The sequence below is a fragment of the Streptomyces sp. NPDC000983 genome, assembly GCF_040299205.1.
Classification (GTDB): domain Bacteria; phylum Actinomycetota; class Actinomycetes; order Streptomycetales; family Streptomycetaceae; genus Streptomyces.
On record NZ_JBEPBM010000020.1, the window covers coordinates 40,201 to 63,993 of the forward strand.

Below are 23,793 nucleotides of genomic sequence, written 5' to 3' on the forward strand. Positions count from 1 at the left end.
ATGAACAAGGCAGTGAACAACGGGGTCTGGTCCGGCACCTGGGTCGCCGAGCGGCTCGGGGTCGGACTCACGGGCGACGACACGCTGAAGGACCTGCTGGGGCTCGCGCTGCGCCGCAACCCCAAGCGGGCGCACCTGCTCGTCTCCCATGTGCTCGGCAAACACATCCCGCAGTCACCTGCCGTGGTCTACGGACACGGTCTCGCCCTCGGGCGGCGGGTGCGGGAGCTGCTGGGCGCCGAGCAGGCGCGCAGCGCCGTCGTGCTCGGCTACGCGGAGACCGCCACCGGCCTCGGCCACTCGGTCGCCGACGGCCTCGGCCTCGCCCCGTACCTGCACTCCACCCGCCGCCCGGTCACCGGCATCGCCGCGGCGGGCGGCTTCGAGGAGTCCCACTCCCACGCCACCTCCCATCTGCTGCTGCCCGAGGACCCGGCCCTGCTCGTCGGCGACGGCCCGCTGGTCCTGGTCGACGACGAGTTCTCCACCGGCAACACCGTCCTGAACACCATCCGCGACCTGCACGAGCGCTACCCCAGACGGCGGTACGTCGTCGTCGCGCTGGTCGACATGCGCTCGGCGGCCGACGCGGGGCGCCTGGAGGAGTTCGCGCGGGAGATCGGCGCGCGCGTGGACCTGGTGGCCGCCGCCTCCGGCACGGTGAGCCTGCCGGAGGGCGTCCTGGAGAAGGGGCAGCGGCTCGTCGCGGAGCACGAGGAGCGCACCGGCCCGCAGACGCCCACGCAACCGCAGGCGCCGTACGGCCAGGTCACCCGGGTCGATGTCGGGTGGCCCCGCGGCGTGCCCGACGGCGGCCGGCACGGCTTCACCCCCGCGCACCGCGAGCGCCTCGAAGCGGCCCTGCCCGGCATGTCCGCCCGGCTGGCCGAGGCGATACCCGAGGGCGCCCGGCGCGTCCTCGTCCTCGGCTTCGAAGAGCTGATGTACGCCCCCCTCCGCCTCGCCGGCGGGCTGGAACGGCTCACCGACGCCGAGGTCCGCTACTCCACCACCACCCGCTCGCCGGTCCTCGCGGTCGACGACCCCGGCTACGCCATCCGCAGCCGGCTGGTCTTCCCCGCGCACGACGACCCCGCCGACGGCCCCGGCGACCGCTACGCCTACAACGTCGCCGGCGCCGGCTTCGACACCGTGGTCGCCGTCGTCGACTCCGCCGCCGACACCCCCGCACTGCACGCCCCCGGCGGTCTGCTCGACCGGCTCGCCGCACACGCCCCGCACGTCCTGCTCGCGGTCGTGCCGTCCTACGTCCCCGAGCCCCTGTACGTACCCGAAAGGCCCTCGATGCTGCCCGAGCCCCTCCGCGGCCCCGCCTTCTCCTCGTACCCGCCCGACGAGGTGGGCTGGCTGCTCCAGGACCTGTCGGAGGTCACCCTGGAGGCGCCGACCGAGGAGCGCGAGGAGGCCATCCAGAGCGGCGGCGCGCACTACGCGGAGTCCCTGCCGGTGGAGTACCAGCCGAGCGCCCGCTACCAGCAGCTCTTCCAGGACGCGCTGGAGGAGTCCGCCGACCGGCTCGCGCAGGCCGTCGGCGCGGTCACCGAGGTCGTGCTCGCCGAGCGCTCGCCCCGCCCGGTGCTGGTCTCGCTGGCCCGCGCCGGCACCCCGGTCGGCGTGCTGATGCGCCGCTGGGCCCAGCACCGCCACGGCCTGGACCTGCCGCACTACGCGGTGTCCATCGTGCGCGGCCGCGGCATCGACGCCAACGCGCTGCGCTGGCTGGCCGCCCACCACGACCCCCGGGACGTCGTCTTCGTCGACGGCTGGACCGGCAAGGGCGCCATCACCCGCGAACTGGCCGCGGCCATCGAGGAGTTCGAGGCCGCCGAGGGCATCACCGGCTTCGACCCGGAGATCGCCGTCCTCGCCGACCCGGGCTCCTGCGTGCGGACCTACGGCACCCGCGAGGACTACCTGATCCCGTCCGCGTGCCTCAACTCCACCGTGTCCGGCCTGATCTCCCGCACCGTCCTACGCGCGGACCTGGTCGGCCCGAACGACTTCCACGGCGCGAAGTACTACCGCGAACTCTCCGGCGCCGACGTCTCGGTGGACTTCCTGGACGCCGTCTCCGCCCGCTTCGCCGAGGTCGCCGACGCCGTCGACGCCCAGGCCAAGGAACTGCTCTCGGCCGACCGGACCCCCACCTGGGAGGGCTGGGCGGCGGTCGAGCGGATCAGCGAGGAGTACGGCATCCACGACGTGAACCTCGTCAAGCCGGGCGTCGGCGAGACCACCCGGGTCCTGCTGCGCCGGGTGCCCTGGAAGATACTGGCGCGGGCCGGTGCCGGCGCCGACCTGGACCATGTCCGACTGCTTGCCGAACAGAGAGGGGTTCCGGTGGAAGAGGTCGCCGAACTGCCGTACACCTGTGTGGGGTTGATCCACCCGAAGTACACGCGCGGGGCGACGGGCGCCGACGGCCGGACGGTGACGTCCTGATGCCGGTGCTGGTGGCGAGTGACCTGGACCGTACCCTCATCTACTCCGCGGCGGCCCTCGCGCTGACCATGCCGGACGCGCGGGCGCCCCGGCTGCTCTGCGTGGAGGTGCACGAGGCCCGGCCGCTGTCGTTCATGACCGAGACCGCCGCGCAGTTGCTGACGGAACTCGGCGACGCGGCGCTGTTCGTGCCCACCACGACCCGCACCCGCAAGCAGTACCAGCGGATCAACCTGCCCGGCCCGCCCCCGAAGTACGCGATCTGCGCCAACGGCGGGCACCTCCTGGTGGACGGCGTCACCGACGCCGACTGGCACGGGCGGGTCCTGGCCCGCCTCGCCGACGAGTGCGCGCCCCTCGACGAGATCCGCGAGCACCTGATGGCCACCGCCGACCCCGTCTGGGTGCGCAAGCACCGGGTCGCCGAGGACCTGTTCGCCTACCTCGTCGTGGAGCGCGAGCTGCTGCCCGAGGAGTGGGTCAAGGAACTGGCCGTGTGGGCGGAGAACCGGGGCTGGACGGTCTCCCTCCAGGGCCGCAAGATCTACGCCGTGCCGAAGCCGCTCACCAAGAGCGCCGCGATGCGTGAACTGGCCCTGCGCACCGGGGCCGACCTCACCCTGGCGGCCGGCGACTCCCTCCTCGACGCGGACCTGCTCCTCGCGGCGGACCGGGGCTGGCGCCCGGGCCACGGGGAACTCGCCGAGGCGGAATGGACCGCGCCGGCCCTCGCCGCGCTGCCCGAGCGGGGCGTGCTCGCGGGCGAGCGCATCCTGCGGGAGTTCCTGCGGGCGGTGCGGGAGCCGAGGCAGTAGGAGCCGGGTCGCGTTCGGGGGCCGGGTCGTGCCTGGGGGCCGGATCGCGCTCGGGGGCCGGGTCGTGCTCGGGGCCGGGTCGTGCCCGGGGGTGGGTGGTGATCCGCCCGCCCCGTGCGTCACGCCCCGTGGGCCGCGCCCCGTGCGCCCCGCCCGCCGTGTGCGGCCGTCAGCCGCAGCAGCCCCCGCCGCAGCAGCCGCCTCCGCCGCCCCCCTGGGGCGCCGCGGGGGCGCTCGCCGCTCCGCCGACGGCCAGGCCCACCGTCGACAGCAGCTTCACGGTGTCCTCGTGTCCCGCCGGGCAGGCCGCGGGATCGGAGGACTGGGCCATCGGACGGCTGATCTCGAACGTGTCGCCGCAGGTCCGGCACCGGTAGTCATAGCGAGGCATGCGGACAGGTTAACGGGCGGGGCGGGGATGCCGTAGAGCGAGCGGCACATTCCGGTGGCCGTGGTGGTGGCGGTGCCCGTGTCGATGCCAGTGGCCGGTCGCGGCTCGCACGCCTCGCCTCCGCGCCCTGGCGATGGCCGGTAGGGGCCCCGCGCTCTGCGGTGGCCGGTAGCGGCCCGGCCTCGTCCCCGCGCTCTGCCGGTGGTCGGTAGCGGCCCCGCCCCGCGACCTACCGGTGGCCGGTAGCCGCACCGTCCCGCGCCCTACCTGTGGCCGGTCGCGGTCCGCCCCGCACCCGCCCCCCGACCTCAGTGCCCCGCGCCCCGCTCCTCGCGGATCTGGGACACGACGCGGGCCACCGCCTCGCGGACGCCCTCCAGTTCCGTCAGGAAGTGCCAGTAGTCCGGGTGCCGGCCCTCCAGGGTCTCCACGGTGCGGTCCAGCCGGGCCACCGACTCGTCCAGCGGGCGGGCGTGCCGCGGATCCGGTGTGTTGCGGCCCGCCATCGCCAGCCGCTGGGCGTCCCGGATCGCGAACCGGGTGCGCTCGATCTCCGCCTGCGGATCCTTCTGCACCGCGTTCAGCCGGCGCAGCCGGTCCCCGGCGGCGGAGACCGACTCGTCGGTGGAGTTCAGCAGCGCGCGGACCGTGGACAGCAGCGCCGTGGCGTCCGGCCAGCGCTGCCCGTCCCGCGCGACCCCCGCCTCCCGCAGCTTCAGCTCGGCCTGCCGCACGTTCTCCAGCGCCTGGTCCGGCACCCCCTGGAGGTCCTGCCAGCAGGCCACCGCGAACCGCCGCCGCAGCTCGCTGAGGATCGGCTCGACCTGCTCGGAACGGGTGGTGAGGGCCTGCGCCCGGGTCCGCAGCGAGACCAGCCGGTGGTCGATCTCGGCGGCCCGCTCCGGCAGCCGCTCGGCCTCCGCGCGCACCGCCCCGGCCTCCCGCGCGACCCGCTCGGCCCGCTCCAGCGTCTGCGGCACACCGTGCTGCCCCGCGCCCTGGTTCAGCTTGGTCAGCTCCGGGGCGAGCGCCGCGAGCCGGGCGGCCAGGTCGTCCGCCCGCAGCCCCGATCCGCGGACCGTGTCCAGGGCGTTGGAGGCGGCCAGCAGTCCCTGCCGGGCCCGCTCCACGGCGGGCGCCAGCCGGGCCAGCTGGGTCTCCGCCTTGCCGAGCAGCGGGCCCAGGCCGGCCTCGAAGCGGTCCAGCTCCCGCTTGACGTTCGCCAGCTCGTCCTTGGCCTTCGTCAGCTCCGTGCGCGCGCGGACCGCGGCCGACGCCTCCAGGTCGTCCCGGTCCAGGTCATGGGCGTCGACGGCCTCGATGTACTGGTGGGAGACCTCGTCGATCCGCCGGCTGACCGCCTCGAAGTCGGTGACCGCGCGCCGGGCTGCGGGGGAGTCGTCGACGGCCGTGATGGTCTCTATCGAGATCCGCAGATCCCGCTGGGCGGTGTCGAGTTCGTAGAAGGCGGCGGCCGCCGCGTCCTTCGCGGCCTGCGCCTCGGCCCGCTGGCTCTCGGCGCGCCCGCCGAACCAGCGCCGGGTGCCGCCGCCCGCGAACGCGGCCGGCAGCGCGAGCGCCGCGGCGAGCGGCAGGGCCATCAGGGTGAGGGTGTCCACGAGCGCGCGGCGCACGGGACGGGGTGCGCGCGGCACCAACGGCGAGTACGGCTGCGATGGTGTCGCCGTCACATCCCTCTCCCGTGCTGTCGTCCGCCCTGCCCGGAGCTGTCATTCTCCCACCGGTTAAGGACGAACACACGGGCCCGTTAGTTCGCGGTTCGGACCGTGACTTTGCCGTCGCCGGTACGGGCGGTGAGCACGTGCGCGCTGTGCTCGTCCCGCGGGACGTCCACGTCGACCCCGCCGTCGCCGGTCTGCGTGGTCACCCGGTACGTGGCGCTCGGCACCTCGATCGTCACCGAGCCGTCGCCGGTGCGGGACTCCACCAGGTCGGGTACGACGCCGAGTTGGAGCCGCACCGAGCCGTCGCCGGTCTGCGCGCGGACCTCGCGCGAGTCGACCTCGGCGCGCACCGAGCCGTCCCCGGTCTGCACCCGCAGCGGTCCGTTGCTGTCGGTGACGTGCACCGAGCCGTCGCCGGTGCGGATGTTCAGCGCGTCCTCGAAGCCCCGGGCGCGGACGCTGCCGTCGCCGTCCTGGACCTGTACGGCGACACCGCGCGGCACCTCGATCCGGTGCCGGGCGGAGCAGTCGGCGATCACGCCGGAGCAGTGCATCCGCAGCGTCAGCCGGTCGCCCTCCATCCGCCAGGTCACCTCGGGCTCGCCGCCCACCACGACCGAGCCCTTGAACCACCGGGTCACCTCGACCCGTCCCGCCGTGTGGTCCTCGGCGGCGACGATCTCCAGCGCGGAGTCGTCGGAGTCGACGACGAGCGTGCGCCCCTCCAGGGCGAAGGAGCGCGTCTCGGGCTCCTTGTCGTCCGCCGCGGAGGCCCCGCAGGCGGCCGTTCCCGCGCCGGCCAGCAGCAGGACACCCCCGACGACCACAGCACGAGCCACACCACCACGGGCCATGACGGCCTCCCCCTGTACGGAACGCCGGTCCCGGTGACCGGCCACTCCGACGGTACGAACCCGCGCGCCGCGGCGGGATCCGGGACGCTCCCGGATCCCGGGTGGGGTTAACCCCCGGGTTTGCCGGGCAGTGCCCCCGGCAAGGTACGCTGTCGACTCGTCACGGGTGCGTAGCTCAGGGGTAGAGCGCCTGCCTTACAAGCAGGATGTCGGCGGTTCGAAACCGTCCGCGCCCACCGAAGCAGGAAACAGGCCAGAGGTCTCCCGGGAATCCGGGGGGCCTCTTTCCTTTGGTCTCCCCGGGGCGGGGTCAGCCCGCCGTGCGGGCGGGGTGGCCGCGGACCTCCAGGTCGGCGAGCAGGTGCGCGGTGGCCTGGGCGACCGCGTCGACGGCCTGGTCGAAGACCTCGCGGTTGTGGGCGGCGGGGGCGCGGAACCCGGAGACCTTGCGGACGTACTGCAGGGCCGCGGCCCTGATGTCGTCCTCGGTGGCCTCTTCGGGCAACGCCGGCGGGCGGAGTGTCTTGATGCTTCGGCACATGTGTCCAGTCTTGCGCGCGGCACTGACAATCCGTCCCCCTGCCCGCGCGAGGTCTGCCATGATCGCCGCGGAGGCGGCCACCGGACCGACGGGGCCGACCGGCGAAAGGACGTTCCACCATGACCAGCCTCAGTGTCGCGATACTCGGGCCCGGCGGAGTCGGTGGCCTGCTCGGGGCCCTGCTCTCCCGCGCCGGGCACCGGGTCGTCTGCCTGGCGGGCGAGGACACGGTCCGGGTGCTGCGCGAGTCGGGCCTGCGGGTCCGCTCCGGGCTCTACGGCGACTTCACCGCGCGCGTGGAGGCCGACACCGAGCTGCGCGAGCCGGTGGACGCCTGTCTGATCGGGGTCAAGCAGACCTCCCTCGACGCGGCCCTGGAGCGGATTCCGGCCAAGGCGTTGGGCGACGCCCTCCTCGTACCGTTCCTCAACGGCGTGGAGCACCCCGCAGCGCTGCGGGAGCGGCACCGGCACGATCTCGTCGCGCCCGGTGTCATCCGGGTGGAGTCCACCCGGGTCGCCCCCGGGGTGATCGAGCACCGCAGCCCGTTCGCCGAGGTCGATCTCGCCGGTGACGCGGTGGCCCGCGAGCGGCTGGACGCTCTCGCGGAGGCGCTCGGGGCGGCCGGTCCCGTCACCCGGGTGGTGGAGGACGAGACCGCGGCGCTGTGGGCGAAGATGTCGTTCCTCGCGCCGTTCGCGCTGCTGACCACCCGGCACGCCCTGCCGCTGGGCGAGGTGCGCACCCGCCACCGGGAGGAACTGACGGCGCTCGTCGAGGAGACCGCCGCGGTCAGCCGGGCGTGCGGCGGCCCCGCCGACCCGGCCCAGGCCCTCGCCCGCTACGACGCGTTCCCGGCGGCCACCAGGTCCTCCATGCAGCGGGACGCCGAGGCGGGACGCCCCGTCGAGCTCGACGCCATCGGCGGCGCCCTCCTGCGCGCGGCGGACCGGCACGCGGTCGCCGTCCCCGTGGCCGCCCGGCTGGTGGGGGAGCTGCGGGCCGCGGGGTACTGAGCCGGGGCGCGCGGCCGGCCCGTCCGCCGTGGTGCGGGCGGGTCAGATGCCGAAGGGCCCGGCGTACCGGATGGTGCCGGCCGGGAGCGGGGCGGACCCCAGCGCGAGGGCCATCAGGGCCTCCTCGGGGACGTCGAAGGGGACGCCGATGCCGTGCGCGGCGGCCCTTTCGAAGCCGAAGCGCGGGTAGTACCCGGGGTGGCCGAGGACCGTGACGAACTCCTCGCCCCGCCGCCGGGCCGCCTCCAGGACGGACCGGATCGCCGCGTCCCCCGCGCCCCGGCGCTGCTGGTCGGGGTGGACGGCGACGGGGGCGAGACAGAGCGCCGGGACCTCCCCGATCCGGCAGCGGGTCAGCAGGGCGTACCCGACGGGCGTTCCGTCCGGGCCGGCGCTGACGTGGGACAGGCCGTCGATCCAGGCGTCGTCGGAGCGCAGCGCGTCCACCAGGTCGGCCTCCAGCGGCGTCTCGAACGCGGCCAGGACGATGTCACGGACGACGTCGACGTCGGCGGCGGTCTCGGGGCGGGCGGTCCAGTGTGAGTGCATCCCTCCATTTTGGGCGCTTGTCTCCGCCGCGCGATGACCCACCCGTTCGAATGAACCCCGCGAAGCAACTCGCCTCTCAAAATCGAACAGGCGTACCATTGCCGCCGTGGCAACGACCTATGACTTTCCGAGTGACCTCCTCGCCGGTCAGGAGGAGCTGCATCAGGTCAGGGCCGAGCTGTCGGCCCTGCTCAAGCGCCTGCCCTGGTCGGTCGAGCCGCTGGAGGGATTCAGTGACGACAACGGCTGGCGCAAGATCGAGCGCCCCGCCTCCCCCGGCTGGACCGACGACGAGCAGGCGGCCGTGGAGAAGCTCCGGCGGCGCGAGCACGAACTCGCGGTGTTCGTCAGCACGCACCGCTTCTGGGCCGAGGTCGCCGCGGCGGACCGCGTCGACGCCCGGATGAACGCCAAGCACGCGCACGGCCGGTCAGGAGCCGGTGAGGACGACTAGACGCTGCGTCGCCCGCGTCATCGCCACATAGCGGTCCACCGCTCCCTCGATCCCCTCCCCGAACCGCTCCGGGTCGACCACGACCACCAGGTCGAACTCCAGCCCCTTGGACAGCTCCGGCGTCAGCGACCGCACCCGCGAGGTCGCCCGGAACGCCGGGTCGCCGATCACACACGCGACGCCCTCGTCGTGCGCGCCGAGCCACTCCGACAGGATCGCGTCCCGGTCCGCGTACCGGCCGTGCAGCACGGGAATCCCCGAACTGCGCACCGACGTCGGCACGTTGGCGTCCGGCAGGGCCGCCCGGATGACCGGCGCCGCCTGAGCCATGACCTCCTCCGGCGTCCGGTAGTTGACGCTCAGCGAGGCCACCTCGATCCGGTCCAGACCGATCCGTTCGAGCCGCTCCCGCCACGACTCGGTGAAACCGTGCCGGGCCTGCGCCCGGTCGCCGACGATGGTGAAGCTCCGCGACGGGCAGCGCTGCAACAGCATCTGCCACTCCGCGTCGGTCAGCTCCTGCGCCTCGTCCACCACGACGTGCGCGAACGGACCGGCCAGCACATCGGGGTCGGCGGTGGGCAGTTCGGACTCGTCGACGAGATTGCGCTGGAAGTCCTCCCGGCGCAGCTGCGTCATCAGACCCTCGCCGTCGTGGTCGGCGGCGATGAGGTTCTCCACCACCTGCGCCATCCGGTCGCGCTGCGCGGCCAGCGCGGCCTGCTGCCGCCGCCGGCGCCGGGCCGCGCCCGGGTCGCCGAGCCGCTGCCGGGCCGCGTCCAGCAGCGGCAGGTCCGACACCGTCCAGGCGTGCGGGGCCTGCTTGCGCTGGAGCGTCCGCACCTCCTCCGGGGTGAGCCAGGGCGCGCACAGGCGCAGATAGGCGGGGACCGACCACAGGTCACCGACCAGGTCGGCCGCCTCGATCAGCGGCCAGGCCCGGTCGAGCGCCCCGACCAGCTCCTGGTCGTGCAGCAGCGACCGGTGGAACCGGTCGGGCGGCACCTCGGCGCCGAGCCTGTCCAGCAGGAGGGTGGACAGCTCCTCCCGGATCAGCTCGCGGGCCTCGTTGTGCGGGGTGCCCGGCCCGGGCGCCTCGAACGCCTCGGCCCAGTCCGCCGCGGTGAGCGGTACGTCGCCCCACGGGGTGCTGACCGTCATCGCCTCGGTGGGCGGCTCCTCGTAGAACCGCACCGCCTTCTCGATGCCGCGCACCAGGGCGGCGGAGGACTTCAGCCGGGCCACCTCGGGATCGGTCTCCTCCGCGGCCCCGGCGCCCTCGGCGACCAGATCGCGCACCGTGCAGGTCTGCACCCCCTCCTCGCCGAGGCTCGGCAGCACGTCCGAGACGTACGACAGGTACGGCTGGTGCGGGCCGACGAAGAGCAGGCCGCCGCGCCGCCCGCCGAGCCGCGGGTCGGAGTAGAGCAGGTAGGCGGAGCGGTGCAGGGCGACGACGGTCTTGCCGGTGCCCGGGCCGCCGTCGACGACGAGGGCGCCGCGCGAACCGGCGCGGACGATGGCGTCCTGGTCGGACTGGATGGTGGCCAGTACGTCCCGCATCCGGTCCGAGCGGCCCGCGCCCAGCGTGGCGATGAACGCGGACTGGTCGTCGAGGGCCGCGTGCCCCTCACGGCCGTCGGCGGTGAACACCTCGTCCCAGTAGTCGACGATCAGACCGCCCTGCCAGCGGTAGCGGCGGCGGCTGGCCAGGCCCATGGGGCTCGCGTGGGTCGCCCCGAAGAACGGCTCGGCCGCGGGGGAGCGCCAGTCGATCAGCAGCCGGTGCCCGGTGCTGTCGGTCAGGCCGAACCGGCCGATGTACACGGGCCGGCCGTCGGCGCCGACGATCCGGCCGAGGACCAGATCGAGCCCGAAGCGGCGCAGGACCCGCAGCCGGGAGGTGAGCCGGTGGACCTCCGCGTCCCGGTCCATCGCCGCCCGTCCCGCGCCGCCGGGAGCCCGCAGCTCCCTGGCGAGGCTGTCGGACAGCTCGGCGACGGTCCGCTCCAGGCTCTCCGCGATGGCGGCGAACTGGCGCTCGTCGACGGCGATCAGCGCGGGGTCCGCCTTGGCGGCGAGACGGTCGGGCAGGTCGAACGCGCTGTCAACCAGTGGGGCGGTCACTTCGTGAGTCACTCATTTCCGCAGCTAGGGGCGTTGGAAGAGCGATTGTGCGGCACCAGGGGGGCCTTGCCGCAAGGCCCCCCGTGCGCTATAAGTTGAGAGTGGCAAGGGATGCGCTTCCTTGCCTTTCGTCATGTACGGGCCTGCGCCGCACCCCGCGAACGGGCCGCGGACCGCCCCCGGCCGTCAGGCCGCCGGGCGCCGTCGCACCAGGTACGTCGCCCCCGCGCCCGCCGCCGCCAGAGCCCCCAGGGACACCCCCGTGGCCAGCCAGCTGGCGCCCATCCACTGCGCGCCGAAGTAACCGAGCGCGACGCTGTAGGTGGCCCAGGACAGACCGGCCAGCGCCGACCAGGGCAGGAAGTCCCGGGCCCGCCGGTGCGCCGCTCCGGCGCAGAACGAGACGACCGAGCGGCCGGCCGGGGCGAAGCGGGCGAGGACGACCAGGGCGCCGCCGCCGCGGGCCAGAGCCGCGCCGAGACGTTCCTGCGCGGTGGTCAGCCGCCGCGAACGGGCGATGGTCCGGCTCAGCCGGGAGCCGCCGTGCCAGGCGAGACGGTAGGCCACCAGATCACCCAGCACCGACGCGGTCGCCGCACAGAGCGTCAGCGCCAGGATGTCGGGCACCTCCGCCGCCGTTCCCGCCGCCGCCGCGGTGGCCGCCATGATCACCAGCACCCCGCTCGGCAGGACCGGCAGGAACACATCCAGCAGGACCGACAACGCCACCGCCCAGTAGATCCATGGACTGGCGGTCAGTGACCCCACACTTTCGAAACTCTCCAACACCCCGGCTCCCCGTTTCCCCCGTGGCTGTACAGCGTACGCCGCGGGGAGTGACGGAGGGTTCACAGGGGGCGCGTGTGCTCAATACGTGATGTTCTTCCGGTCACGCCGTCGTGGGGGTCCGCCCGGCCAGGGGTTCGGCGGCCCGCGCCGGGGAGCGCCGGGCGGACAGCCGGTCCAGGGCGGCCCGGGCCACCGCGTCGGCATCCGCGAGCGTGACCGAGTCCACCCCCGGCCGGGCCCCGGCCGCGGTCACCCAGTGCACCCCCTCCGTCGGCACACCGAACGCGAACCGCCTTGGATGCGGACGTCCTTGACGGTCAATCAGGTGGTAGGGGCGCTCGGTCACGTCCAGTCCGCCGGTCTCGTGGCCGTCGACCGTGTGCGGACGGCACTGCCCGGTCTTCAGCAGCCGGGCGAGCAGTTCGTCGGAGGTGCGGCGCAGATCCGGCTCCGGCAGCCGGGCCTCCACCAGCGTGGTCACGCGCACCGCCGAACCCGGCACCGCGGGGGAGTGCGCGACCCAGGCGCCGTCCTCCTCGCGCACCTCCAGACGCGGTCCGAGCACCTCCACCGCCCCCGCCTCCAGCAGCGCCGCCAGCTCCTCCACCCGGCGCCGGGGCGGGCCGATGGACAGGAACGCGTTGAGCGGCGTGTACCAGCGGTCCAGATGGTCCCGCCGGGACACCCCGGACAGCCCCCGGTGGTCCACGATCTGCCGCAGCTCGTTGCGCAGGTCCCGCAGCACGTCCAGCGCCGCCTTCAGCGGGCCCGCCACATTGCCCAGGGCGGCCTGCCGGGCGTCCTCGCGCAGATACGCCAGCAGCCAGCCCCGCCACGCCCCCGGCCCGCCGAACCCGGTGCCCGCGTACGGCCGCGAGATCCGGTCCCAGGACCAGCGGTCGCCCTCGGCTATCCCGAACTCGTCGAGCAGCGCGGCCTCTTCGGGACCGCGGTGCGCGAGGGCGAGGAAGCGGCCGGTGAAGTCCGCTCCGGTGCCGGGCAGGGCGCCGTAGTAGACCGCCTCCACCTCCTTGGCCACCAGCGGCCAGATCTCGGCGAGGAAGTCCGGGGCCCGGCCGGACCGCGCCCGCTCGCGAAAGCCGGCGATCACCCCGGGGGTCAGCAGCAGCGGGCGGTGCCGGCCGTAGGGGCCCTTGGCGTTGTCCCCGCGCGCCTGGTACGGCAGCCCGCGCCGCGAACCGGCGTACAGCCGGGGCTCGTCACCGGAGGGCAGATAGCGCAGCCGCCCGCCGGCCCGGACGAACCGGCCGCCCCGGCCGGTGGTCAGCAGTGCCAGATGGTCGAAGAAGTTCAGGCCAAGACCGCGCAGGAGCAGCGGTTCGCCCGGCGGTACGGCCGACAGGTCGACGTCGGCCGGGTTGGCGGGCGGGACATGGCGCAGGCCGTGCAGTTCGGCGTACCCGGTGAGGCGGCGCTGCGCCGTGTCGGGCGCCGTGGGCAGGTGGCCCTGGGCCAGGACCACGGCGGACAGCCCGGTCAGGGTGCGGCCGTCGTCGAGGGTGAGGCTCTGGCTGCCGTCGGGGGCGTCGTCGAGCCGGGTCGCCCGGGCCGCGTGGGTGCGGACGTCGACCGAGGGCGGTGCCTCGCGGACCGTACGGGCGAACACCCACTCCAGGTAACGCCCGTACTGGGCGCGGGTCGGGTACTCGTCCGGCCCGATCGTGCCGCCCGCCCACTCGTGCAGGCTGGGGCCCGGCCGCAGCGGGCCCGCGCACCCGACGCTGGCGTCGGTGAACAGGGTCACCTGGCAGGCCACGGTGTTCATCAGCAGCTCGGGCGACTGCGCGGTGCGCCACACCCGGCCCGGCCCCGGTGGCGCCGGATCGACCATGTGGACCGTCAACCGGGCCTCGGGCGGCAGGAGTTCGGGGGCGGAGGCGCAGAGGCGTTCCAGGACGCCGGTGCCGCGCGGTCCGGCGCCGACCACGGCGACGGAGACGGGTACGGGGGCCGAGGACGGTGCAGGCAAGGGGGTGACTCCCGGGCGGTGGGGCGCATGGGCGGGCGGACCGCCTGCCGGACCGCGGTGCCCGAAGGCCCCGTAGGAAGCGGACGGTCCGCCTCATCATGCCGGTGCCGGGGGGTGCTTCCGGGGCCGGGTCGGCGGGACTGTGGGATGCGTCACTGGCATCGGGGCATCCGGGGCCGGCGGGGTGGCCGGCGCCTGAAAGAGGCTTGTTGCGGGCCTAGTTGGGATTCGGCGGCGGGCCTTCTACGGGCTGAGCCGGGACTCCGCGACCGTCCGCAGCCGGGCCCCGCCGCCCTTCTCCGGGGCTGCCTGCTCCAGGCGCAGGGTGGCCGAACGCCCGCGCAGCACCAGCGTCATCAGCTGGTTGCCGAACCACGGTCCGCCCGTGCGCCGCCAGTCGATCCGGGGCCGGGGCACCCCGCCGTGCCCCGCGATACGCCGGCCGAGGGCCCGTGCGGGCGCGCTCCAGCCGAACCGGAAGCCGGCCCGGATGTAGCGCGGGACGGAGTTGTGGACCGGGGAGCAGGTGAGCTGCAGGACCCGGGCCTCGGGCCCCTCGTCGCCCGGCCAGGTGGGCTCGGCCACGTACGCGTGGTGCACGTCCCCCGACAGCACGCACACCGTCGCCGGCGCCCCCGCCCCCGAGCCCGCCTGCCGGACCGCCTCCGCCAGCGCCTCGAACGAGGCCGGGAAGGCCGCCCAGTGCTCCAGGTCCGCCGCCCGCCGCAGCCGCTCCCCGAACCGCGCCCAGCGCTCGCCCCGCTCGCCCCGGCACAGCGCGGCGTCCCACGCCTCGGCGTCGTGCACCAGGTGCGGCAGCAGCCAGGGCAGCGAGGTGCCGATCAGGAGGTGGTCGTAGGAGCCGCGGTCGTCGTGGATCTGCGCGCGCAGCCAGGCCGCCTGGCCGGGGTCGAGCATCGCGCGCCGGTCCTCCTCCAGGACCCGGGCCGCCCGCGTGTCGACCATCAGCAGCCGCACCCGGCCGAAGTCGCGCCGGTAGCTCCAGCGCACGCCGGCCGGTTCGGCGTCGGCCCGGCAGGCGAAGGCGCGCAGCTCGTCGGTGCCGTCGGCCGCGTCGCGCACGGCGGCGTAGAGCGGGTCGGCGGCCAGCTCGGCCGGGCCGAGATTGCCCAGGTGCTGGTGGACCCAGTACGACATCAGGCCGCTCAGCAGGCGCTCGCGCCACCACGGGGTGGCCCGCATGTCGGCGAGCCAGGCGGCGGAGGTGTTCCAGTCGTCGATGACGTCGTGGTCGTCGAAGATCATGCAGCTGGGCACGGTGGACAGCAGCCAGCGCACCTCGGGGTCGAGCCACGACTCGTAGTACAGCCGGGTGTACTCCTCGTAGTCCGCGACCTCGGCGCCCGGGGGCTCGCTCAGGTCGCGGCGGGCGGCGAGCCAGTTGCGGGTGTCCTCGGAGACCTCGTCGGCGTAGACCTGGTCGCCCAGGAGCACCAGCACGTCGGGGCGCTCGCCGTCGGGGTCGGCCGCGATCCGGGAGGCGAGGGTGTCCAGGGCGTCCGGGCCGACCGGGTCGTGGCCGCCGTCCGGCGGGGCGGCCCAGCGGCAGGAGCCGAAGGCGACCCGGACGGTGCCGTCGGCCTCCGGGGTGCGGATCACCGAGGGCGGGAACGGGGAGTCGGGCAGCGGCCACACCCGGGCGCCGTCCAGGAACACCTCGTACGCCTCGGTGGTGGCCGGTGTGAGTCCGCCCACCTCGATCAGGGCGTAGTGGTGCCCGGCGATCTGGAAGGTGCGGGTCCCGCCGTGCGCGCCCGCCGCGCCGCGCACCTCGGCGGCGCAGGGACGGCTCGTCTCGACCCACACGGTCGCGGACGAACCGTCGGCGTATCTCAGCAGTGGTCCCAGGCGCAGTTCCGCCACAGCGATCACTCTCCTCCGTCGCACCGTACGGTACGGAACGACGGAGGCCGTTGGGGAGGTTCCGGACGGTCTTTCGATCAGCAGGCGTTCAGATAGCCGGTGAGCGCGCTCTTCTCGGCGGTGTCCACGGAGAGGCCGTAGTAGTACTTCACCTGGACCCAGGCGCGGACGTAGGTGCAGCGGTAGGCGGTGCGCGACGGCATCCAGGTGGCCGGGTCCTGGTCGCCCTTGGCCTGGTTGACGTTGTCGGTGACCGCGATGAGCTGCGGGCGGGTCAGGTCGTTGGCGAAGGACTGGCGCTTGGAGCTGGTCCAGTTGTCGGCACCGGAGTCCCAGGCCTCGGCGAGCGGGACGAGGTGGTCGATGTCGAGGTCGGAGGCGGCGGTCCAGGTGGCGCCGTCGTACGGGGAGTACCAGCTGCCGCTGGTCGAGGCGCAGGCCGAGTCGGTGACGACGTTGGAGCCGTCGCGCTTGAGGACCGTCTCACGGGTGTTGCAGCTGCCGGAGATGGTGATCCAGTGGTTGAACAGGTCGCGGTTGTAGCCGGTGCGGTCCTCGGTCGCCACGGTCAGCGAGGCGAGGTAGGTGCGGGCGGTGGCGGCGCTGACCGGGGTGGGGAGCGCGGCGGAGGCGGCCGGCCCGTTGAAAAGGCCGACGGAGGCTATGAGACCCGTGAACGCGGCGAGTATGCTCAGGCGTCGACGCGCGTAGAACTTCGACATGCGAACTCCCTTGGGACCTGGGGGTGTTGGCGTACGGGCACGGGAATGCTCGCGGCGCCGTGTTGCCGGGGGGTGTGCGTTGGGTGAGAAGTTAATGACGCGTGCATGACATGACAAGGTTCATGGCGAAACATTCACGTACACTGGTTCGAGCAGAAGGGGAGTAGCTCTTCGCCGGACCGTCGACATACTGCTCAGCTCGTCTGAGCCGGCGCCCGGAGGCCGATCTCGTCAGAGGTCGTGCCAGCGAGACCTTCGGCAAAGCAGTGCATTGACCGTGCGCTGCCGTGCCGAGGTGTCTTTTTTTGCGGTGACGCACTCTCGGTGGGGCAGCCCGACCGATTGAGGAACCTTGATCAGCATCAGCGTGACGGCGCTCGTCTTCGGCGTCGTCTTTCTCGCGGAACTGCCCGACAAGACGGCGCTCGCGGGACTCGTCCTCGGCACCCGCTACCGCGCCTCCTACGTCTTCGCCGGCGTCGCCGCCGCCTTCGCGCTCCATGTCACGCTCGCCGTCGCGGCGGGCAGCGTGCTCACCCTGCTGCCGCAGCAGCTGGTGCACGCGCTGACCGGTGTGCTGTTCCTCGGTGGCGCGGCGGTGCTGCTGATGAAGAAGGGCGAGGGCGAGGAGGAGATCCGCAAGCCGGAGGACCAGTCGTTCTGGAAGGTCTCCGGGGCGGGGTTCATGCTGATCCTCGTCGCCGAGTTCGGTGATCTGACGCAGATCATGACGGCGAACCTCGCGGCGCGCTACGACGACCCGCTCTCCGTCGGCCTCGGTGCGGTGCTCGCGCTGTGGGCGGTCGCCGGACTCGGGATCGTCGGCGGGAAGGCGCTGATGAAGCGGGTGCCGCTGAAGCTGATCACGCAGGTCGCGGCGCTGCTGATGCTCGGGCTCGGGGTGTGGAGCCTGTGGGAGGCGATCGCCGGCTGACCGGCGGCCGGCCCCGGCCGTGCCGCCCGCCGGGCTGAACGGGGGATGAACGTTTCCCGGAGGCGGTGGCGGGATCATGGAACTGTTTTGTACCGTAGAGAAACAAAGTGGATCCCGCCCGTTTTCCCTGACCGGCGGGCGGGGCCACCTTGTTCACCACCCCGCGCTTTGGAGCTGCCGATGACGGCCACCGTCTCTCTCACCGCCCGCGCCCTCCTGCTCGACATGGACGGCACCCTCGTCGACTCGCACGCCGTCGTGGAACGGATCTGGCGCCGCTGGGCCGACCGGCACGGGCTGGACGGGGACGAGGTCATGAAGGTCGTCCACGGGCGGCAGGGGTACGCCTCCATGGCGCTGCTGCTGCCCGCGCGGCCGATGGCGCAGAACCACGCCGAGAACGCGCGGATGCTCGCGGAGGAGACGGCCGACATGGACGGCGTCGTCGAGATCCCCGGAGCGGGGGAGTTCCTCGCCGCGCTGCGGGCCGGGGCCGTGCCGCACGCGCTGGTGACGTCGGCGGACGTCGCGCTGTCCACGGCGCGGATGGCCGCGGCGGGGCTGGAGCTGCCGGACGTCCGGGTCACGGCGGAGTCCGTGGGGGCCAGCAAGCCCGATCCCGAGGGCTTCCTCAAGGGCGCGGCCGAGCTGGGGATCGAACCCGCGGAGTGTGTGGTGTTCGAGGACTCGGGGGCCGGTATCCAGGCGGGGCGGGCGGCCGGGATGCGGGTCGTGGGGGTTGGGCCCCAGGCCGGGTTCCATGGGCCGGATGCCGTGGTGCGGGATCTTTCGCAGGTGCGGGTGGAGGTTCTGGCGGGCGGGGGCGTGCGGCTGCACGTGGGGTGAGGTGTGGGTCCGGGGGGCGCCCCTTGGGTGTTCGCCCCCGCCGCCCCTTCCCGTCCCGACCCCGGGGGCTGCCGCCCCCGGACCCCCGCTTCGGCCCTGAAGGGGCCTCGTCCTCAAACTCCCCCAAAGGGGGCACCCCCAGACGGGCTGGTGGGGGGCCTGTTGTGGTCAGGGCTCCGAGGTCTCCGACTCCAGGGCCGCCCTGGTTTCCGCCGTGTAGACGCCCAGGGTGTCGCGGCCCACTCCGCGGCTCCACTGGTAGTTCCTCAGGGCGTCCTCGACGCGGTGGTTGAAGTTGCCGTTGATGTCGTCGTTGTAGAGCCAGAGCTGGTGCAGGCGGAGCTGGAGTTCCGTGACCTCGGGGCCCCGGTCGCCTCTGCGCAGGACCGTGGGCTCCGGTGCCTCCTCCGGTGTGGTCGGGGGGTCGGAGGCGCGGACCGTGGTCGGGGTCTCGGTCGGGGTCTGCGTGGCCGTCGGTGAGGCGGACGGGGACGCGCTCGACGCCGAGGGGGACGGGGACTCGCTCACGGACGGTGAGGGGGACGTGGTCGACGCCGAGGCGGACGGGGACGCCGAGGACTTCGGGACCGCCGTCGTCAGCGTCGGTGAGGCGTCCGGGACGCCGGGGCGTACGACCTCCGGGCGGGCCGTGTCCCGGGTGGGCGTCTCGTAGCCGAACAGGCCGCTGGCCATACCGGCCGCCGCCACCACGGTGACCGCGGCCGTCGCCGCCCCCAGCAGCAGTACCGTCTTGCGGCGGCCCCGCGGGCGGTCCTCCGGGGCCGGCTGTCCGGCCTCGGACAGGCGGATGTCGGCCGCGCCCGACTGTCCGGCCTCGAAGAGGCGGATGTCGCCGGCGCTCGGCTCCGGCAGCGGCGGGATGCGCAGGGCCATCGTCGCCGCCGGGTCCGCCTCCGCCGGGGGCGCCGGCGTCTCCGGCTCCGTACCGCCGTCCAGCTCCACGTACGGGCGTATGCGCAGCGGGTCGAAGTCCTCCGCCGCCGCTGCCTGGGCCTCGCGCGCGTCGCGCAGGGCCTCCGACGCCCGTTCCGTGCAGGCGCAGGACGGGGTGTTGTCAGCGGCCCGCGGCGCCCCGCACTCCGGGCAGGCGTGGTCCTTCGGTCCTGTCATGTCGTTCGACCCTCCCCTCGCGTCGCGACTCCCCTCGCGAACTCCAGAGATTATGCAGATTTCCTTCACAGCGGCGGCGCCGCGCCCCCCTCCAAGCCCGGAGTCCGGCAGGACTCAACAGGCCATAACCGGCCACACCACCCACGATGGAACTTGCATTGAGCCCCAGGAGGCCCGGGAGGACCGCACATGGCCGGGGATACCCACGCACGGCACGGCACCGTGGTCCGGGAGAACGTGCCCGGCAACGTCCTCGTGCCGATCGGCGCCCTGCTGCTGGGGATGCTGCTCGCCGCCCTCGACCAGACCATCGTCTCCACGGCGCTGCCCACCATCGTCAGCGACCTCGGCGGCATGGAGCACCTGTCGTGGGTCGTCACCGCCTATCTGCTGGCCTCCACCGCCGCCACCCCGCTCTGGGGCAAGCTCGGTGACCAGTACGGGCGCAAACGGCTGTTCCAGATCGCGATCGTCATCTTCCTGATCGGCTCGGCGCTGTGCGGCATGGCCCAGGACATGCCGCAGCTCATCGGCTTCCGCGCGCTCCAGGGCCTCGGCGGCGGCGGGCTGATGGTGCTGTCCATGGCCATCGTCGGCGACCTCGTCCCACCCCGTGAACGCGGCCGCTACCAAGGGCTGTTCGGGGCCGTGTTCGGCACCACCAGCGTCCTCGGGCCGCTGCTCGGCGGCCTGTTCACCCAGCATCTGAGCTGGCGCTGGGTGTTCTACGTCAATCTGCCGGTCGGGGTCGTCGCCCTCGCCGTCATCGCCGCAGCGCTGCACATCCCGCGCCGGACCGAGAAGCACGTCATCGACTATCTCGGCACCTTCCTGATCGCCGCGGTCGCCACCTGCCTGGTCCTCGTCGCCTCGCTCGGCGGCACCACCTGGGACTGGGGCTCCCCGCAGATCGTGGGGCTCGCCCTCCTGGGCGCCGTACTCGCCCTGGCCTTCGTGGCGGTGGAGCGGCGGGCCGCCGAACCGGTCCTGCCGCTCAGGCTGTTCCGGATCCGCACCTTCGCCCTCTCCGCCGTCATCAGCTTCATCGTCGGGTTCGCGATGTTCGGGGCGATGACCTACCTGCCGACATTCCTCCAGGTCGTGCAGGGCGTGACGCCCACCATGTCCGGTGTGCACATGCTGCCGATGGTGCTCGGGCTGCTGCTGGCGTCGACCGTCTCCGGGCAGATCGTCAGCCGCACCGGCCGCTGGAAGGTGTTCCCCGTCGCGGGCACCGGTGTGACCGCCCTCGGGCTCCTGCTGCTCCACCAGCTCGACGTGGACAGCTCCACCGCCGTGATGAGCCTGTGCTTCTTCGTCTTCGGCCTCGGACTCGGCCTGGTCATGCAGGTGCTCGTGCTGATCGTGCAGAACGCCGTGGGCTACGAGGACCTCGGCGTCGCCACCTCGGGCGCGACCTTCTTCCGGTCCATCGGCGCGTCCTTCGGCGTCGCGATCTTCGGTACGGTCTTCACCGCCCGCCTCGACGACAAGCTCGCGGACGCCTTCCGGGGCGTCCGACTGCCGGACGGCGTCACGGTGGACGCGCTGGAGTCGGACCCGCGGGGCATCTCCGAACTGCCCTCCTCGCTGCGGCCCACGGTGATCGAGGCGTACGCCACCTCCATCACGGACGTCTTCCTCTACGCCGCCCCCGTCGCCGTCCTCGGTTTCGTGCTGGCCTGGTTCCTCAAGGAGGACCGGCTGCGCGGCTCGGTCACCGCGCCGGACATCACCGAGACGCTGGCCAGCAACCCGGTGGAGCGGTCCTCCTACGACGAGGTGTGCCGGGCGCTGTCGGTGCTGGGCACCCGGGAGGGCCGCCGCGAGATCTACGTGAAGATCACCGAACGGGCGGGCTACGACCTGCTCCCCGGCGCGAGCTGGCTGCTGCTGCGCATCAACAAGTACGGCTGGGTGGAGCCCGGCGGGCTCGCCGAGCGCAGCACGGTACCGATCTCGGTGATCCTCGAAGCGGCCCGCCAGGTGGAGGAGCACAGGCTGGCCGTCCGGGAAGGGCTGGACCTGGTCCTGACCGACGAGGGCCGTGCGGCGGCGCACCGGCTCGCGCAGGCCCGCGAGGACTCGCTCGCCGAGCTGCTGGGCGACTGGTGGGGGCCGGACCGGCCTACGGACCTGGTCCAGCTGGTCAAGGAGCTCAACACGGAACTGTGCGGCTCGGACCGCGAACAGCCCCACGAAGGACCGTCCGGCAGGCCCGGCTGAGCGACCTCGCGGGCGGCGCGGGGGAGTTGGGCCGTCCGGGTGGACGGCCGGGTCAGGTCCGTCATTCTCGCGCGGTCCTGTTTGAGGGTGCCCGGCGCGGCAACCCGGTTCCCGTACCGGCTTGCACGGAGGGCCGGTTGGGTCGACACCGGAAGGCATCCATGTCCACAGGCCTGATCATCGCTCTGATTGTGATCGTGGTGGCCGCTGTCGTCGTCGCGGCCGTTCCCGGTCTGCGGGCCCGGGGTCCGCAGCGGGGCCGGAGCCTCAAGCGGCGCTTCGGGCCCGAGTACGAGCTGGCGGTCGCCCGCCACAACGGTGACGCCAAGGCCGCCGAGCGGGAGCTGGGCGAACTGGTGCAGCGGCACGGGTCGTTGCACGAGCGTCCGCTGGAGCCCGAGCGCCGGCAGGAGTACAAGGAGCGCTGGGCCGAGGCCCAGGCGCACTTCGTCGAGTCGCCCGAGGAGTCCCTCCGCGAGGCCGACCGGCTGCTGGCCGAACTCGCCGTCGAGCGGGGCTTCCCCGAGGGCGGCCGGCGTGAGGAGCAGCTGGAGGCGCTCTCCGTCCACCATCCGCGCCACGTCGACGGCTACCGGCGCGTGCACCGGGCCTCGGCCGAGTCGAACGGCGCCGACACCGAGGAGATGCGCGCCGCCATCGTCGAGGCCCGCGGGCTCTTCAAGGAGCTCGTCGGTTTTGAATCGTCCCGTGAGCCCGCGCTGCACAAGGGGAGTTGAGCGACATGACCGAGAAGGACACCACCGGCCGGACGACCGGCACCGACAAGCCCGTGGGCGACGGCAGGACCACCGACCGCGGCATCACGAACGACCGCGGCATCACGAACGACCGCGGTGAGACGAACGACCGCGGCAGGACCGACGCCGACAGGGCCAGGTCGGCCGGCGACGGCAGGGCCGCCGACGGCGGCGGCCGGGGCGTGGACCGCGGGCCGGCCGTGGACGGCGGACGCAGCACGGGGCTCGCCGCCGCTGCGGACCCCGCGGGCACCGCCGAGGCGCCCGGCGCGCGCTCGGCCACCGGCCCGGCCGGCGCCCCTCCGCCGCCCCCGGCCGCCCCCACGCCGGTGCCGCTGCCGGACGCCCCGCACGCACGCGCCGCACGCCCCGAGCGCGCCGCGTCGGCCGGCAAGGCCCCCGAGGAGGCGCCCGGCAAGCACCCGCAGAGCGCCGACACCGGCGGCAAGCCCCTGCTGCCCCGCGAGGAGCAGGACAAGCTCGACCTGCGCCTCCAGGGCGCGCTGTCCGGATTCATCGACGCGCCGCGTGCCGCGGTCGAGGAGGCCGACCAGCTGCTGGAGGAACTGGCCGGGCGGGTCACCGAGGCGCTGCACCAGCGCCGCGACACCCTGCGCGGCTCCTGGCAGCACGACCGGGCCGCCTCCGACACCGAGCGGCTCCGGCTCGCCCTGCGCGACTACCGGGAGCTCGCCGACCGTCTGCTACACGTCTGAGGTCCCCGGCCGCCCGGCCTCCCGCCAGCGCCGTACCACGTCTTCCACGTCGTACGGCTTCATGCCCAGCGGGGGGCCGGGCGGCGGCCTGAACATCATGTCCCGGATCTTGGCGTTGACGTCCGTGACGATCTTCCGGACCAGCCGTTCCGTGGGCGCCTTCAGCGCCGCCTCCAGGGCGTCCTCCGCCTCCTTGCGCAGCGCGAGGGTCGGCGGCAGCACCGAGAGGCCCTCGCGGGCCATCTTCTGCCTGATCCACCACAGTTCGTCGTACGAGGTGTCCGTGCCCGGCGGCAACGGCTGCCCGGCGCCGGGGAGTTGGTCGAACTCGCCCCGCCGCTCCGCGTCGCGGATCTGCTTGTCCACCCAGGACTCGAACGGGACCCCCGGTGGCTTTCGCTCGGTCATGACTCCATTGTGCCGGACACGGCAGGGCCGGGCGATTTATCATGCGGCCGCTGTGTAAGGACACTTCAGGAGGAACGCCCGTGCTCGAACTCACCATGGCCGCCGTCACCGCGGCGGAGGAGGGTGCCACGGCCGGCATGCTCATGGCCGACGCGCCCAGCGAGCCGGGCGCCGTGCTGCGCGTGGGCCGGGACAAGTCCGTCTGCCGGCTGAGCACGCCGGACGACTGGCTGTTCGTCTCCCGGGTGCACCTGGAGTTCCTGTGCGGCCCGGACGGCACCTGGCACGTGTCCTGGCTGCGCGGCTCGCAGCCCGACCCGTCCTCCGAGGTGCGGATCGTCGTCGGCCAGGCCGTCCACCCCCTCGCCTACGGAGGCACCGCCCCGCTGCCCAGGGGCGGCAGCGGGGAGATCGTCGTGCAGGACCGCACCGCGCCGCGCAGTGTCAACGTCGGCTTCTACCACGAGGTCTGACCCGCGATCCGGCGCCGGGGC

At 73.8% G+C, this 23,793-nt stretch carries 22 protein-coding genes and 1 tRNA gene; 11 read left to right on the top strand and 12 right to left on the bottom strand.

Annotated elements, in window-relative coordinates; translation table 11 throughout:
• Both ABT296_RS22985 and ABT296_RS22990 read left to right on the top strand, forming a co-directional pair.
• Window positions 1–2,463 (top strand): phosphoribosyltransferase, encoded by a 2,463-nt coding sequence (locus ABT296_RS22985; RefSeq protein ID WP_351930214.1) that lies wholly within the window; start codon window positions 1–3, stop codon window positions 2,461–2,463.
• A complete protein-coding gene (locus ABT296_RS22990; protein WP_351930216.1) occupies window positions 2,463–3,278 on the top strand; it encodes an HAD family hydrolase in 816 nt (271 codons plus the stop codon). The genes ABT296_RS22985 and ABT296_RS22990 overlap by 1 nt, the downstream gene beginning before the upstream one ends.
• A 169-nt stretch (window positions 3,279–3,447) precedes the next feature.
• Here the strand turns inward: ABT296_RS22990 and ABT296_RS22995 are convergent, their stop codons facing one another.
• From ABT296_RS22995 to ABT296_RS23005, 3 genes are all read right to left on the bottom strand, one after another.
• Entirely contained in the window at window positions 3,448–3,669 is a 222-nt protein-coding gene (locus tag ABT296_RS22995) for an FmdB family zinc ribbon protein (RefSeq protein WP_351930218.1), read from the bottom strand.
• Between the two features lie 308 nt (window positions 3,670–3,977).
• Window positions 3,978–5,360: a hypothetical protein gene (locus ABT296_RS23000; RefSeq protein ID WP_351930220.1), complete on the bottom strand. Its 1,383-nt coding sequence runs from the start codon at window positions 5,358–5,360 to the stop codon at window positions 3,978–3,980.
• Between the two features lie 77 nt (window positions 5,361–5,437).
• Entirely contained in the window at window positions 5,438–6,208 is a 771-nt protein-coding gene (locus ABT296_RS23005) for a DUF4097 family beta strand repeat-containing protein (protein ID WP_351930222.1), read from the bottom strand.
• A gap of 164 nt (window positions 6,209–6,372) precedes the next feature.
• Here ABT296_RS23005 and ABT296_RS23010 point away from each other — a divergent pair.
• Window positions 6,373–6,444, top strand: a tRNA-Val gene (locus ABT296_RS23010).
• A gap of 74 nt (window positions 6,445–6,518) precedes the next feature.
• Here the strand turns inward: ABT296_RS23010 and ABT296_RS23015 are convergent.
• Window positions 6,519–6,749, bottom strand: coding sequence for a DUF2277 domain-containing protein (locus tag ABT296_RS23015; protein ID WP_351930224.1), 231 nt, complete (start codon window positions 6,747–6,749; stop codon window positions 6,519–6,521).
• A gap of 119 nt (window positions 6,750–6,868) precedes the next feature.
• On the opposite strand from ABT296_RS23015, the gene ABT296_RS23020 reads away from it, so the two are divergent.
• Window positions 6,869–7,765 (top strand): ketopantoate reductase family protein, encoded by an 897-nt coding sequence (locus tag ABT296_RS23020; RefSeq protein WP_351930226.1) that lies wholly within the window; start codon window positions 6,869–6,871, stop codon window positions 7,763–7,765.
• 42 nt (window positions 7,766–7,807) lie between these two features.
• Here ABT296_RS23020 and ABT296_RS23025 read toward each other — a convergent pair whose 3' ends face one another.
• Window positions 7,808–8,314: a GNAT family N-acetyltransferase gene (locus ABT296_RS23025; RefSeq protein WP_351930228.1), complete on the bottom strand. Its 507-nt coding sequence runs from the start codon at window positions 8,312–8,314 to the stop codon at window positions 7,808–7,810.
• 106 nt (window positions 8,315–8,420) lie between these two features.
• On the opposite strand from ABT296_RS23025, the gene ABT296_RS23030 reads away from it, so the two are divergent.
• Entirely contained in the window at window positions 8,421–8,768 is a 348-nt protein-coding gene (locus ABT296_RS23030; protein WP_351930230.1) for a DUF8825 domain-containing protein, read from the top strand.
• On the opposite strand, the gene helR is transcribed toward ABT296_RS23030, so the two are convergent.
• The 5 genes from helR to ABT296_RS23055 form a co-directional block, all read right to left on the bottom strand.
• On the bottom strand, window positions 8,745–10,895 hold the full coding sequence (gene helR, locus ABT296_RS23035; RefSeq protein WP_351930232.1) for an RNA polymerase recycling motor ATPase HelR: 2,151 nt from the start codon (window positions 10,893–10,895) through the stop codon (window positions 8,745–8,747). The genes ABT296_RS23030 and helR overlap by 24 nt on opposite strands.
• 186 nt (window positions 10,896–11,081) lie before the next feature.
• A complete protein-coding gene (locus ABT296_RS23040) occupies window positions 11,082–11,684 on the bottom strand; it encodes a DedA family protein (RefSeq protein ID WP_351930234.1) in 603 nt (200 codons plus the stop codon).
• 100 nt (window positions 11,685–11,784) lie between these two features.
• On the bottom strand, window positions 11,785–13,674 hold the full coding sequence (locus tag ABT296_RS23045) for an FAD/NAD(P)-binding protein (RefSeq protein ID WP_351930236.1): 1,890 nt from the start codon (window positions 13,672–13,674) through the stop codon (window positions 11,785–11,787).
• Window positions 13,675–13,917: 243 nt separating this feature from the next.
• Entirely contained in the window at window positions 13,918–15,558 is a 1,641-nt protein-coding gene (locus ABT296_RS23050; protein WP_351930238.1) for an alkaline phosphatase D family protein, read from the bottom strand.
• A 77-nt stretch (window positions 15,559–15,635) separates the two neighbouring features.
• Window positions 15,636–16,280, bottom strand: coding sequence for an HNH endonuclease family protein (locus ABT296_RS23055; RefSeq protein ID WP_351930240.1), 645 nt, complete (start codon window positions 16,278–16,280; stop codon window positions 15,636–15,638).
• A 352-nt stretch (window positions 16,281–16,632) separates the two neighbouring features.
• Here ABT296_RS23055 and ABT296_RS23060 point away from each other — a divergent pair, with 352 nt between their 5' ends.
• Together ABT296_RS23060 and ABT296_RS23065 are read left to right on the top strand one after the other, a co-directional pair.
• Entirely contained in the window at window positions 16,633–17,214 is a 582-nt protein-coding gene (locus ABT296_RS23060) for a TMEM165/GDT1 family protein (protein ID WP_351930242.1), read from the top strand.
• A gap of 180 nt (window positions 17,215–17,394) precedes the next feature.
• A complete protein-coding gene (locus ABT296_RS23065; RefSeq protein ID WP_351930244.1) occupies window positions 17,395–18,060 on the top strand; it encodes an HAD family hydrolase in 666 nt (221 codons plus the stop codon).
• Between the two features lie 168 nt (window positions 18,061–18,228).
• Here ABT296_RS23065 and ABT296_RS23070 read toward each other — a convergent pair whose 3' ends face one another.
• Window positions 18,229–19,191: a peptidoglycan-binding domain-containing protein gene (locus ABT296_RS23070; RefSeq protein ID WP_351930245.1), complete on the bottom strand. Its 963-nt coding sequence runs from the start codon at window positions 19,189–19,191 to the stop codon at window positions 18,229–18,231.
• A gap of 189 nt (window positions 19,192–19,380) precedes the next feature.
• On the opposite strand from ABT296_RS23070, the gene ABT296_RS23075 reads away from it, so the two are divergent.
• The 3 genes from ABT296_RS23075 (at window position 19,381) to ABT296_RS23085 (ending at window position 22,891) form a co-directional block, all read left to right on the top strand.
• Window positions 19,381–21,417, top strand: coding sequence for an MDR family MFS transporter (locus ABT296_RS23075; RefSeq protein ID WP_351930247.1), 2,037 nt, complete (start codon window positions 19,381–19,383; stop codon window positions 21,415–21,417).
• 161 nt (window positions 21,418–21,578) lie between these two features.
• On the top strand, window positions 21,579–22,154 hold the full coding sequence (locus ABT296_RS23080; RefSeq protein ID WP_351930249.1) for a hypothetical protein: 576 nt from the start codon (window positions 21,579–21,581) through the stop codon (window positions 22,152–22,154).
• A gap of 5 nt (window positions 22,155–22,159) precedes the next feature.
• On the top strand, window positions 22,160–22,891 hold the full coding sequence (locus ABT296_RS23085; protein ID WP_351930251.1) for a hypothetical protein: 732 nt from the start codon (window positions 22,160–22,162) through the stop codon (window positions 22,889–22,891).
• On the opposite strand, the gene ABT296_RS23090 is transcribed toward ABT296_RS23085, so the two are convergent.
• Window positions 22,880–23,299, bottom strand: coding sequence for a DnaJ family domain-containing protein (locus ABT296_RS23090; protein ID WP_351930253.1), 420 nt, complete (start codon window positions 23,297–23,299; stop codon window positions 22,880–22,882). The two genes, ABT296_RS23085 and ABT296_RS23090, sit on opposite strands and share 12 nt — an antisense overlap.
• Window positions 23,300–23,379: 80 nt before the next feature.
• On the opposite strand from ABT296_RS23090, the gene ABT296_RS23095 reads away from it, so the two are divergent.
• A complete protein-coding gene (locus ABT296_RS23095; RefSeq protein WP_351930255.1) occupies window positions 23,380–23,772 on the top strand; it encodes a hypothetical protein in 393 nt (130 codons plus the stop codon).
• The last annotated feature ends 21 nt before the right edge of the window (window positions 23,773–23,793 follow it).